This window comes from Aneurinibacillus migulanus (assembly GCF_001274715.1).
GTDB lineage: Bacteria > Bacillota > Bacilli > Aneurinibacillales > Aneurinibacillaceae > Aneurinibacillus > Aneurinibacillus migulanus.
In genome coordinates, this window is the sequence record NZ_LGUG01000005.1 from 195,454 (window position 1) to 207,517 (window position 12,064).

Annotated in this window: 13 protein-coding genes; all 13 read left to right on the plus strand. The window is 45.1% G+C overall.

The features are described 5' to 3' along the window. Window positions 1–68 precede the first annotated feature (68 nt). Complete coding sequence (locus AF333_RS26655; protein WP_043065343.1) at window positions 69–1,010, plus strand: SDR family NAD(P)-dependent oxidoreductase; 942 nt, start codon at window positions 69–71, stop codon at window positions 1,008–1,010. 9 nt (window positions 1,011–1,019) lie between these two features. Continuing rightward, a complete protein-coding gene (locus AF333_RS26660; RefSeq protein WP_043065344.1) occupies window positions 1,020–1,865 on the plus strand; it encodes a DUF72 domain-containing protein in 846 nt (281 codons plus the stop codon). Between the two features lie 345 nt (window positions 1,866–2,210). Beyond that, on the plus strand, window positions 2,211–3,080 hold the full coding sequence (qoxA, locus tag AF333_RS26665) for a cytochrome aa3 quinol oxidase subunit II (protein WP_052520761.1): 870 nt from the start codon (window positions 2,211–2,213) through the stop codon (window positions 3,078–3,080). A gap of 34 nt (window positions 3,081–3,114) precedes the next feature. Next, on the plus strand, window positions 3,115–5,037 hold the full coding sequence (gene qoxB, locus AF333_RS26670; RefSeq protein WP_043065345.1) for a cytochrome aa3 quinol oxidase subunit I: 1,923 nt from the start codon (window positions 3,115–3,117) through the stop codon (window positions 5,035–5,037). A gap of 3 nt (window positions 5,038–5,040) precedes the next feature. Beyond that, window positions 5,041–5,655 carry a cytochrome aa3 quinol oxidase subunit III gene (gene qoxC, locus AF333_RS26675; protein WP_043065346.1) on the plus strand — a complete coding sequence of 205 codons (615 nt, stop codon included), beginning with the start codon at window positions 5,041–5,043 and terminating at the stop codon, window positions 5,653–5,655. Between the two features lie 3 nt (window positions 5,656–5,658). After that, entirely contained in the window at window positions 5,659–6,003 is a 345-nt protein-coding gene (qoxD, locus tag AF333_RS26680; RefSeq protein ID WP_043065347.1) for a cytochrome aa3 quinol oxidase subunit IV, read from the plus strand. 106 nt (window positions 6,004–6,109) lie between these two features. Further along, complete coding sequence (locus AF333_RS26685; protein WP_043065348.1) at window positions 6,110–6,511, plus strand: secondary thiamine-phosphate synthase enzyme YjbQ; 402 nt, start codon at window positions 6,110–6,112, stop codon at window positions 6,509–6,511. Window positions 6,512–6,617: 106 nt separating this feature from the next. Next, window positions 6,618–7,601, plus strand: coding sequence for a peptide-methionine (R)-S-oxide reductase MsrB (gene msrB, locus AF333_RS26690; RefSeq protein ID WP_043065349.1), 984 nt, complete (start codon window positions 6,618–6,620; stop codon window positions 7,599–7,601). A gap of 294 nt (window positions 7,602–7,895) precedes the next feature. Beyond that, window positions 7,896–8,501, plus strand: coding sequence for a glycerol-3-phosphate responsive antiterminator (locus AF333_RS26695; protein WP_043065350.1), 606 nt, complete (start codon window positions 7,896–7,898; stop codon window positions 8,499–8,501). Beyond that, window positions 8,473–9,135 carry an HAD family hydrolase gene (locus AF333_RS26700; RefSeq protein WP_043065351.1) on the plus strand — a complete coding sequence of 221 codons (663 nt, stop codon included), beginning with the start codon at window positions 8,473–8,475 and terminating at the stop codon, window positions 9,133–9,135. The genes AF333_RS26695 and AF333_RS26700 overlap by 29 nt, the downstream gene beginning before the upstream one ends. Window positions 9,136–9,151: 16 nt before the next feature. Beyond that, window positions 9,152–10,219, plus strand: a complete 1,068-nt coding sequence (locus tag AF333_RS26705) for an ABC transporter ATP-binding protein (protein WP_043065352.1) — start codon at window positions 9,152–9,154, stop codon at window positions 10,217–10,219. Between the two features lie 99 nt (window positions 10,220–10,318). Beyond that, the gene (locus AF333_RS26710; RefSeq protein WP_080787677.1) at window positions 10,319–11,179 is read left to right on the plus strand and encodes a carbohydrate ABC transporter permease; all 861 of its coding nucleotides are present in this window, start codon (window positions 10,319–10,321) and stop codon (window positions 11,177–11,179) included. 28 nt (window positions 11,180–11,207) lie between these two features. After that, on the plus strand, window positions 11,208–12,035 hold the full coding sequence (locus AF333_RS26715) for a carbohydrate ABC transporter permease (protein WP_043065353.1): 828 nt from the start codon (window positions 11,208–11,210) through the stop codon (window positions 12,033–12,035). Window positions 12,036–12,064 lie beyond the last annotated feature (29 nt).

Consider the following 12,064-nt stretch of genomic DNA (forward strand, 5'->3'; position numbering starts at 1 on the left):
ATTAGGTTAGAAAAAATTTTTTTTGATTTTAATTGAACGATGGTTAATAAAAATGGAGGGTGATAGGAATGAAAAAAGCATTAGTACTGGGAGCCTCGGGTGGAATGGGATATGCGCTTGTAAAGGAGTTGGCGGAGCAGGGTGTGCAAACAGTGGCCTTGGCTAGAACAGAAGAGAAGCTTAATAAGCTATTTAAAGAAATGGAAAACGTACATATCATGGTTGGCAATGTGAACAAACTAGAAGACATCATGAATGCAGGAAAAGGTGTGGATGTAATCTTTCATGCGGTTAATATCCCGTATCCGGAATGGGCGACAGGGCAATCTATTATTATGGGAAATGTCTTGACTGCAGTCGAGGCGCTCAATGTTAAACTGGCAATCGTAGATAATATTTATGCATACGGAAGAGGAAATGGAGAGGAAATCGTCGAAAACTACCCAAAACGTCCACATACGAAGAAAGGAAATATTCGCCTGGAAATGGAGCGTATGGTCAATAAAGCCAGAGAGAAGGGTGTTCAAGCTCTTACTGCGCATTTTCCGGACTTCTATGGCCCTCATGCGACGAATACTGTCCTGCACTATACGCTGGAGTCGATATTGTCAGGCAAGAGAGCAATATTTGTCGGAAGACAGGATGTAGAGCGAGAATATATCTTCACGCCAGATGGCGCAAAGGCTCTCATAGCATTAGCGATGCAGGAAGAAGCGTACGGACAGAACTGGAATATTCCAGGCTATGGGGTTATCTCCGGTCATGAGATAATTACTATCGCAAGAGAGATGACGGACTATCGTGGAAAAGTGATGACCGTAGGCAAAGGAATGATTACATTTATCGGTTTATTTAACAAAGCGATGTGGGAAGTAAGAGAAATGATGTATTTAATGGAAGAGCCTGTTATTCTATCGGGTAAAAAATATGAGACACAGATTGGACCGCTGCCAAGAACGCCGTACGAGGAAGGAATAAGGCAGACGTTGGAGTGGATGAAGGGGGCATAAGCATACGTCATGATTTTGATTGGTTTGACGGGTTGGGGTGATCATGATAACTTATATATCGATAAGATACCAAGTTCGGATAAATTGCAGGTGTATAGCTCTCATTTCCCTGTCGTAGAAGTGGATAGCTCATTCTACGCTGTACAGCCCGTAAAAAATTATGTAAAGTGGGTTCGGGATACACCGGAACGCTTCGGCTTTATTGTTAAAGCGTATCAGGGTATGACTGGGCATCTGCGTGGAGAGAATCCGTTTCAAAGCATGGGAGAGATGTTTGACGCATTTAAGAGATCAATTGAGCCTGTATTGGAAGCCGGGAAGTTAAAGGCTGTACTGTTTCAGTATCCGCCCTGGTTCGATTGTACACAGAAGAATGTAGGCATTCTCCGCTATACGAAAGAGAAGATGGAAGATATTCCGGTTGCGCTTGAGTTCCGTCATCAGAGCTGGTTTGCACCTCGTATGAAGGAGAATACGCTCGCATTCATGGAACGGGATGGATGGATTCATAGTATTTGTGATGAACCTCAGGCAGGTGTTGGCTCTATTCCGACCGTCTTACATCCGACTCATCCGGAGATGACGATTGTACGCTTCCATGGACGTAACGTATCCGGATGGCATAGCAGTGGCCAACCAAACTGGAGAGATATCCGTTACTTGTACCGCTACAACACAGAAGAACTGAAAGAATGGAAAGATAAACTCGAATTTCTTCAAACAAAATCCAAAGAAATATGTGTGGTATTCAACAATAATTCTGGTGGCGATGCAGCTGACAATGCGAAGGAAATGATGGAACTTCTTGGCATTGAATATGAAGATTTAGGGCCTCGCCAAATGAAACTTTTTTAACTAAAATGCAAAAAATTTTAGATGAATACCAAACTAAAAAGAGGAAGAAAAGAGTTTGTAATTGGTAATTTACGGACTTTTTTCTTCCTTTTTATGTGAATTGAAAACTTTTTTGTCCATATATGAAATATTTATGAAATTAATTTGTGAATTTTTCTTGTCGATTTTGTTACAAGGTCACCGTTATGCGGTAACTCTGCTATAATAGGCGTCGCATCCTAACTTTATTAGTATTAGCACCATGAAAAGGAGAGTAAGATAAAGGAAATTTACGTACAGAAAAGTGCATGTAAAATGGATGTATAGCGTCTTAAGGAATACAGAAGGGAGGTAACTGGAGCAGTTATGACTAAAAAAGGTCTTGTGAAATTAGGTGCAATCTTACCTTTTTTGCTGCTATTGCTCACTGGTTGTACAGAAAAAATCGATGTTCTAGACCCTAAAGGGCCGGTTGCGCAGGAACAGTATAACCTGATTCTTTGGTCTTTCGCACTGGTATCACTTGTATTGATCGTTGTATTCGTTTTGTTTACCATTATTCTCATTCGTTACCGTGAGAGACCGGATAATATGGACTATGAGCCGCCGGATACACATGGAAACACCAAATTGGAGATTCTGTGGACATTAATTCCGGTTATTATCGTTATGGCTCTTGCTATCCCGACCGTTCAAATTACGTACGGACTGGAGAAAAAACCTGAGCAAGAACCAATGAAAATCCAGGTAGTTGCAGCAGACTGGAAATGGATTTTCAAGTATCCTGAGCAAGGAATTGAGACAGTAAACTATGTTAATATTCCAGCCGGACAACCGGTTAACTTCCAGCTCGACGCAACGGCAAACATGAACTCTTTCTGGGTGCCAAAGCTGGGCGGACAGGAATACACCATGCCTGGACATACCGGTTATCTTGTACTACAGGCTGACAAACCTGGTGAATACGACGGAAAGAGTGCCAACTTTACGGGTGAGGGATTTGCGCATATGCAATTTAAAGTCATTGCGCAAACGCCTGAGGACTTCGATAAGTGGTCTAGAGAAACAAGAGCAACAGCACCAAAGCTGACTGACGAGAAATTCCAAGAAATTATTAAAAAAGGCGTACTAGAAGAACGTATGACATTCTCCGGTACGCATGACGATTCGGTAATTGAAACCGTACATCAATATCGCAAAAAAACTGGCGAATCTAATGGCCACGAGAAACATTAATAAAGTAACTTTTTGACGGAAGGAGGAAGGAAAAGTGCGTTGGGATGAATTTTTTGTAACAGGCGACCCGATGATTTACGCTGCGGACGCTTCGATTGTGCTAGCCACAGTTGCGATCGTGGCTGTACTAACGTACTTTAAGAAGTGGAAATGGCTCTGGACAGAGTGGCTTACTACCGTTGATCATAAAAAAATCGGTATCATGTATATTCTTGCCGCTCTTATAATGATGTTCCGGGGTGGAGTAGATGGATTGCTTATGCGTATCCAGCTGGCTGCACCGGAAATGAAATTCTTGGAGTCTGAGCACTATAATCAGATCTTTACCACGCACGGTACGCTTATGATTCTATTCATGGCGATGCCGTTTATCTTCGGTATGATTAACATTGCGATGCCGCTACAAATCGGTGCCCGTGACGTTGCATACCCTTGGCTGAACGCTCTGAGCTTCTGGCTCTTCTTCGCGGGTGCGATGCTGTTTAACCTTTCATTCGTTATCGGTGGTTCTCCAGATGCCGGATGGACCAGCTACACGCCGCTGGCCAGCCTGGAGCATAGTCCAGGGGTAGGTCAGAACTATTATCTATGGGGGCTACAGCTCTCCGGTATTGGTTCATTAGCGAGTGGTGTTAACTTTATTGTTACCATTCTGCGGATGCGTGCACCGGGTATGACATTGTCGAAAATGCCGATGTTTACTTGGTCTGTATTGATTACTTCTGTAATCATCGTATACGCGTTCCCGATTTTGACAGTTGCTTTGGCACTGCTTACATTCGACCGGATGTTTGGAACTCACTTCTTTACGGTTGATGGTGGCGGTATGCCGATGATGTGGGTAAACTTGTTCTGGATGTGGGGTCACCCTGAGGTATATATCGTTATTCTTCCGGCATTCGGTATTTTCTCCGAGATCGTAAGTACGTTCTCGCGGAAACGTCTGTTCGGTCATAATGCGATGGTTATCTCTATGATCGCTATTGCGGGTCTGAGCTTTATCGTATGGGCGCATCACTTCTATACGATGGGTGCCGGACCAGGTGTTAACTCATTCTTCTCAGTTTCAACGATGCTTATTGCTATACCTACAGGTGTTAAAATCTTTAACTGGCTGGCTACGATGTATAAAGGACGTATTAGCTTCACGGTACCGATGTTGTGGACGCTTGCGTTTATTCCTAACTTCGTAGTCGGTGGTGTGACAGGCGTTATGCTTGCTGCCGCCCCAGCCGACTATCAGTACCATAACAGCTACTTCCTCGTATCGCACTTCCACTATGTGCTAATCGGGGGTGTTGTATTCGGTATGATCGCCGGTATGTACTACTGGTGGCCGAAAATTTTCGGTTTCAAACTGAATGAACGTCAAGGTAAGCATGGTTTCTGGTGGTTCATGATCGGCTTCAACCTTACGTTCTTCCCGCAGTACATTCTTGGTCTGATGGGAATGCCGCGTCGTATTTATATGTACACTAACCCTGACTGGGGTTTGCTGAACCTGACGTCTACAATCGGTACGGTTATGCAAGGTGTCGGCTTCTTGATTATTTGCTACAACATCTACTGGAGTATCCGTTACGCACCGCGTACAAACGAAGCGGATCCGTGGAACGGTCGTACATTGGAGTGGGCAATTCCTTCTCCGGCTCCATATTATAACTTCTCGCGCATACCTGAGATTAAAGAAATGGATCCGGTATGGTACGCTAAGAAACGCGGTGAGAAGGTAATTGACGGACCGCTTGAAAAGTTCCACATGCCAAGCAACTCTGGCGTCCCTGTTATTATGGGCAGTTTGTTCTTTGTGTTTGGTTTCGGATTCGTTTTCGGATGGTTCTGGATGGTAATTCCAGCTTTCATCGGCATTCTGATTTGTATGGCCGCACGCTCGTTCGATTATGACGATGGCTATTATGTAAGTGTCGATGAAGTTAAGAAGATAGAGGGGGTGTAACGAATGGCAGCACACGTTGATCCTGGTTACAAAGGACCTCTCGAATACAGTACAGAAGAAAGCAGAATGAATATTCTCGGTTTCTGGATTTTCTTGGGGGCTGAGTTTGTTCTCTTCTCGTGTCTGTTTGCAATGTACATTATTCTGCAAGGAAGTACAGCAGGCGGACCGACGGCGAAAGAACTATTTGAGTTCAAAACTATGATGATCCAGACCCTTTTGCTTTTGACGAGTAGTTTTACCTGCGGTTTGGCTATTCATGAAATGCGCCGTGGAAAAGCGAAAGGCCTTGCGATCTGGTTAGTTATTACTTTGCTCTTGGGCCTTGGCTTCCTTTACATGGAGATTGAAGAGTTCTTGCTCTATGTTAATCATGAGGGAGCTACATGGGGTACGAGCGCGTTCCTGTCCTCCTTCTTCGTGTTGGTAGGTACACACGGTGCGCACGTAACTCTCGGTGCTCTCTGGATGATAGGTATTATCATCCAAGTGCTACAGCGTGGTCTTACGCCGAGAACGACACGTAAAGCGTTCATTATCGGTCTGTACTGGCACTTCCTGGACGTTATGTGGGTTTTCATCTTTACGGTCGTATACTTGACAGGAATGGTGGTGTAATCGATGGCTTCACATAATAATAATGGCGAACAATATGTAGAAGAACATGATCATCATGGCTTTCCTTGGAGTCACGTTATCGGTTTTATCTTGTCGCTTGTGTTGACCGCCGCTGCATTTTGGGCTATGCTCGTTTCCGGATTGTCTGTGAATGTGGCCATCGGTGTTAGTTTAGTACTGGCAGTTCTGCAGGTATTTGTCCAGTTGTATATGTTTATGCACATTCGTGAGAGTAAATCAGCCATTTTCCAAAAGGGTGGCATTTACTTCGGCTTGTTTGTAGCCTTTACGGTTGTATTTGGTTCCATCTTCGTTATGTGGTATGTGTTGATGAACCATACGTATTAATCTAATTAAGAAAGCGGGTTGCCATGATGAGGCAGCCCGCTTTTTTGTTTGAGGCAAAGTTGTGGTAAAAATAAAGAAAAGATATAAGCAGATGAGGTGAAGAGATATGATACATACGTTTGAAGTGAAAACGTCGCAGCGTGACCAGTTTGTTGAAATTACGGATAGGGTGCGTGAACTTGTAACGCAGCAACATGTGCAGAACGGTGTGGTAACAGTGTATTGCCCCCATACTACTGCCGGAATTACGATAAATGAAAACGCGGACCCGGATGTAGTCCGTGATATGTTGATGCGTCTTGATGAAGTATATCCATGGGAACATCCGAAATACCGGCACGCTGAAGGCAACACCGCTTCTCATTTGAAGGCAAGTACCGTAGGCTCTTCGCAAACGATAATCGTGGCTGACGGACGGCTCGTTCTGGGTACATGGCAGGGTATTTATTTCTGTGAATTTGATGGGCCACGTCGCCGAAGCTGTTACGTTAAAATTCAAAGGGACTAGTCCTGCGCATTCCCGAGAGCTTTCAGCTTTTATGAAAGGATGATTTGGCTTATCATAAAGAGAGGGACAGGCGCGCACATTATTCGCGAATGGAGTGATGGAGAGCATGGGTAATGAAAAAACAGTCGAGCAGAGTCAGGAGCTTGCGACATTTGCAGGAGGATGCTTCTGGTGCATGGTCTCGCCTTTTGAAGAAATGCCTGGGATTATTAGCGTGATATCCGGTTATACGGGTGGTCATAAGGAAAACCCCACGTATGAAGAAGTATGTTCAGAGACGACAGGTCACTATGAGGCGGTACAGATTACGTATAATCCTGATGTATTTCCATATGATAAGCTACTTGAACTTTACTGGCAACAAATCGATCCGACTGACCCGGGCGGACAGTTCCACGATCGCGGACAATCGTATCAGACCGTGATTTTTTATCATAATGAGGAACAGAAGCAAAAGGCGGAAGCTTCTAAAAAAGCCTTAGAAGAGAGTGGACGTTTCAATCAGCCGATTGCAACGAAGATTCTACCCGCTTCCCCATTTTATCCTGCTGAAGAATATCATCAGGCGTACCATAGAAAAAATCCGCTACATTATAAGATGTACCGTAAAGGCTCGGGCCGTGAAGCGTTTATCGAAGAGAATTGGGGCAAGAAGCGTGACAAAGAGCTGTTGAAGAAAAAACTAACGCCTATGCAGTATGAGGTAACGCAGAACAACGGTACAGAACCTCCATTCCGTAATGAATATTGGGATAATAAGCGAGAAGGTATCTATGTGGACATCGTTTCCGGAGAACCGCTGTTCAGTTCACGGGACAAATTCGATTCGGGTTGCGGTTGGCCGAGTTTTACCAAGCCGTTGCATGACGAGTGGATTGAAGAAAGGCAGGATTACAGTCATTTCATGGTACGGACTGAAGTGCGGAGCAAAGGCTCTGACTCGCATCTAGGCCACGTATTTGACGATGGACCAGCTCCTACGGGCTTGCGTTATTGCATCAATTCTGCGGCGCTGCGCTTCATCCCGAAAGAGGATATGGAGAAAGAAGGATACGGTCGTTATCTAACCGTATTCGAGAAAAGTGAATAAGCACACACGGAAAGAAAGCTGTACTGAAAAAGTGCGGTGGTCTGTTTTATATGAAACGGGCCACCGCCTTTTTTGTGTGGAAAAATACATTTCTTTAACAATCCATTCACTCTGTCATAACAATATCCCTGTATTGTATAAGTAACAAGTGAATAAGCCAAGGTTGGAGTCTGGGAGAAACCTCAAATAGAACTTACAAGAAAGCTATGCGTACGTGTGAGTATGTCAGTATGTGGACGCGGCTTATGCCCTGTAATTCTATTTAAGGTTTTTTTATTTGGGAGGAGACGAATCGTGAAGCGCACAGATTTTTATGCAGAACTTGAGGCAAGCAGGAAGATCGCATCAGTGAAAGAGGAGAAGTTTTTGGAGAAAGCGTTGGATGCTGGTGTAGGCGCTGTTGTATTGTCCATCGGTAATATCGGAAATATCGCACGCTACGTTCAGCTTTACAAATCGCATGGCATTTTAGTATTTGTTCATCCCGAACGTATTGGAGGCATGAGTCAGGACAAGGATGGAATCGCCTTTCTGGCTAGGTGTGTGAAGCCAGACGGTATTGTCACAACGCGAAACAATCTGGTGAAGCAGGCGAAAAAGCATGGATTACTTACGGTACAGCGCTTTTTTCTCGTGGATAGTGATGCGATTAAATCCAGCCTTGAATCTGTTCGGGAGACGGCGCCGGATGCAGTAGAAATTATGCCGGGCCTTCTGCCTGAATTCATTACTGAATTCCGTAGGCATATCTCTGTACCTGTTATTGCTGGCGGGCTGTTGTCGAATCGTAATCAAATGGTCGAGGCGTTACGCTATGGAGCGATTGCCGTGTCTATGGGAAACCATCGATTATGGAAGGAGAAGGTAAACGATGAACCATATCCGTTGCCTGCTGTTTGATCTGGATGGAACCTTACTGGATAGTCGGGACTCGGTAATTGATGCCGTATATGCGACAGCGGAAGCGCATGTGCCGGGACTCTTTACGAGAGAAGCGATTTTAGCACGATTCGGCGAGTCATTTGACAACTTCATGGAGGTTATCGAAACTTCACTGGGCGGAAGGTACACAAGGGAGCAGGTATTCCAATATTATTTCGAGCATCTGAATGCGTACCATGATCGTACGGTTCGTCTGTTTCCCGGCATTCAAGAAGAGTTAGAAGCATTGAAGGCATCAGGGTACAGGCTTGGGATTGTAACGAATAAACAGAGGGACTTCACAATACGGGGCTTACAAATAACAGGCATTCTGCAACTATTCGACTCCATTGTTACTGTGGATGATGTCCATGCAGGCAAACCTTCCGCAGAACCTATACTGAGAGGGATGGCAGAATTGCGGGCTCTGCCGGAAGAGACGGCGATGGTCGGTGACAGTAAGTATGACTTGCTTGCTGCTAAAGCTGCAGGGGTTACAAGCGTGCTGGTCGATTGGTATAGTGCAGTCTGTGAAATTGACGTATGTCCCGATTATTACTTTTTAAATATTCGGGAGCTTGCAAGTGGACTTGCGCTGGAGAAAGCGAAATAAGAGGAGTGATGATCCAATGGCTGAGGTCACTTTGAAGCAGATTACGAAAAAATACGACAGTCAAACGGTAATTGAGAACTTAAATCTGAGTATCCCAGATGGTTCATTTACCGTACTGGTCGGTCCATCAGGTTGTGGAAAATCGACTACACTCCGGATGATAGCGGGACTGGAGTCAATAACCGAAGGTGAGCTACGGATCGGGAGTGAAAAGGTCAATCATACGCCACCTGGCAAGCGGGATGTAGCGATGGTATTTCAAAACTATGCGTTATATCCGACGATGAGCGTGTTCGATAATATCGGATTTGGGCTCAGGAATCGAGGCCTGTCCCGGACGGAGACGAAAAAGCAGGTGGAAGAGATTGCGGAAGTGGTAGGCCTGACTGATTATTTGCAGCGCAAGCCATCTCAATTATCTGGAGGACAACGGCAACGGGTAGCGCTGGCAAGAGCTATGGTGAAAAAGCCGAAAGTATTCCTAATGGACGAACCACTATCCAATTTGGACGCTAAGCTACGTAATCAAATGCGTGTTGAATTGACGGCTCTGCATAAGCAGATGGGGACGACTTTTATCTACGTGACGCATGATCAAGTCGAGGCAATGACAATGGGTGATCAGATTGTTGTAATGAATCAAGGCGAGATTCAGCAAGTTGCCTCTCCTATTGATCTATATTCCATGCCGACGAATTTGTTTGTTGCCCAGTTTATCGGATCTCCACCGATGAATATTGTCTCTATGCACAATCAGCCTTCCTGCGTTATCGGATTTCGTCCCGAAAGAGCCAGCATTGATGTATCCGAACGGCGGGGTTCGACAGCGGAGACGGGGCTTGTGTTGAACGGAATGCTTGTCTCTCGTGAAATTCTTGGTTCAGAGCTGCTGTACTACATTGAGACGAAAGATGAGCGGGTGATTGTGAAGGGAAATACGGAAAGTATCATTGAGGTGGGGACGAATGTCCGGGTATCTGTGGATGCCAAGCATCTGTATTTCTTTGATAAAACGACAGGAGCGAGAATAACAGGTGAGAAGATGCAGGTCATGGCAAATGCTGTAGTAGGAGGAATCGCGTAGATGCAAAATGAAGCGGTAGCGAAGCCGGAAATCGAAGTGATGGAACCGGCACATACGCAGGCATGGCCCCGGCAAAAATCGGTTACGGGCCGTTGGGAAATGATTAGACCGTACGCTTATGTAACGCCCGCTCTCCTGTTTTTTGCCCTGTTTTTCTTCTATCCGATCGGGTATGTGATGTACTTAAGCTTCCACGATTGGTCACTGCTGAATCTTGAAGAAAAAGAGTGGGTCGGATTCGCTAACTTTACGGACTTATTTCAGGAACAGGACTTTCATCAGGTCGTGATAAATACCGGATTGTTTACGGTACTGACGGTGGCTCTGGGAATTGGACTCGCATTCTTGCTAGCCTTGTGGCTGAATCGAAAAGCGAAAATATATGGGATTATTCAAGGCACGATTTTCAGCCCGCATATTATCTCGCTCGTATCTGTCTCCATGCTCTGGATGTGGATGATGGATCCGCAGTATGGTCTGTTAAATGCGGTCCTGGAGGCTTTGGGGTTGCCTGCATATACGTGGCTGAGCGATACGAAGAGCGCATTGTTATCTCTCGTATTGGTTAGCGTATGGAAAGTAGTTGGCTATAACACCATTGTATTCATTGCAGGGCTGCAAAGCATACCCCGCGATATTTATGAGGCGGCAGAATTGGATCGTTCGTCGCGCATTAAAACATTGTACAAAATTACGGTGCCGATGCTTTCACCGACGATTTTTTTTCTGCTGGTCATCAATACGATTTCTTCGTTCCAGGTGTTCGATACGATTGCTATTATGACGCAGGGGGGACCGGTAAATAGTACAAATATGCTTGTCTACTATATTTATGAACAAGGCATGGACTTTTTTAACGGAGGCATTGCTTCCGCCGCCTCAGTTGTTCTACTCGGCCTGGTAGGCTTGTTAACGCTTGTTCATTTCGCATTCATGTCCCGGCGGGTGCATTACCGTTAACCAACGCCGGAAGAAAGGAGAGTATGCGGTGTACTCGCTTCGCCTATACGTATTCAAAACAATTGAATGGCTATTTTTGCTGGTGGTGGCGCTTCTTTTCGTTTTCCCATTCTTATGGATGGCCTTGACTGCTTTCAAGACGCTACCGGAAGTATTTCGTTTTCCCCCGACGTTTCTGCCGGAAAGCTGGCAATTCGAAAACTTTGCTATTGCCTGGAAGTCGGGTCCATTCCTCACTTATCTTGTGAATAGCCTGCTTGTAGCCTTGTCCATTCTTGCCCTGCAACTATTCACAGCTGTACCTGCTGCCTATGCATTCGCGAGGTACAAGTTTAAAGGGCGTAATGTGTTATTCGGATTGACGCTCGTGGCATTGATGATACCGCCTCAGGTCATTTTCCTGCCGATTTACGTATTTATGAGCGAATGGAATCTCGTAAATACACTCTGGTCACTCATTCTTCCTTATGGTGCCAGCGCGTTTGGAATTTTTCTGCTGCGCCAGGCGTTCATGCAGGTACCGGATGAGGTCATAGAGGCGGCACGGTTAGATAATGCAAGCGAATGGAAAATCATGTGGAAAGTCATGGTGCCTATGGCTAAGCCGGTACTCGTTACATTTGGTCTGTTCAGCTTTATTTATCATTGGAATGATTATTTTTGGCCGCTTATTATGACGAACAATGAGCAGGTTCGTACATTGCCGATCGGCGTAGCGATGATGAAATCAACGGAAGGGGATACACTCTGGCATGTCATTATGGCTGGTAACATGATTCTCGTCGTTCCGATTCTTATTATCTTCTTCTTCGCGCAGCGGCACATTATCAATGCGTTTGTGTATCAATCCAAATAACATAGAAAAATTTCAAGGAGGAAAACCGG

What these genes read in the sequence shown, in the direction of transcription:
- AF333_RS26655 (WP_043065343.1), top strand. Translation starts at nt 69, where the DNA reads ATGAAAAAAGCATTAGTACTGGGAGCCTCGGGTGGAATGGGATATGCG.
- AF333_RS26660 (WP_043065344.1), top strand. Translation starts at nt 1,020, where the DNA reads ATGATTTTGATTGGTTTGACGGGTTGGGGTGATCATGATAACTTATAT.
- qoxA (WP_052520761.1), top strand. Translation starts at nt 2,211, where the DNA reads ATGACTAAAAAAGGTCTTGTGAAATTAGGTGCAATCTTACCTTTTTTG.
- qoxC (WP_043065346.1), top strand. Translation starts at nt 5,041, where the DNA reads ATGGCAGCACACGTTGATCCTGGTTACAAAGGACCTCTCGAATACAGT.
- qoxD (WP_043065347.1), top strand. Translation starts at nt 5,659, where the DNA reads ATGGCTTCACATAATAATAATGGCGAACAATATGTAGAAGAACATGAT.
- AF333_RS26685 (WP_043065348.1), top strand. Translation starts at nt 6,110, where the DNA reads ATGATACATACGTTTGAAGTGAAAACGTCGCAGCGTGACCAGTTTGTT.
- msrB (WP_043065349.1), top strand. Translation starts at nt 6,618, where the DNA reads ATGGGTAATGAAAAAACAGTCGAGCAGAGTCAGGAGCTTGCGACATTT.
- AF333_RS26700 (WP_043065351.1), top strand. Translation starts at nt 8,473, where the DNA reads ATGAACCATATCCGTTGCCTGCTGTTTGATCTGGATGGAACCTTACTG.
- AF333_RS26705 (WP_043065352.1), top strand. Translation starts at nt 9,152, where the DNA reads ATGGCTGAGGTCACTTTGAAGCAGATTACGAAAAAATACGACAGTCAA.
- AF333_RS26710 (WP_080787677.1), top strand. Translation starts at nt 10,319, where the DNA reads ATGATTAGACCGTACGCTTATGTAACGCCCGCTCTCCTGTTTTTTGCC.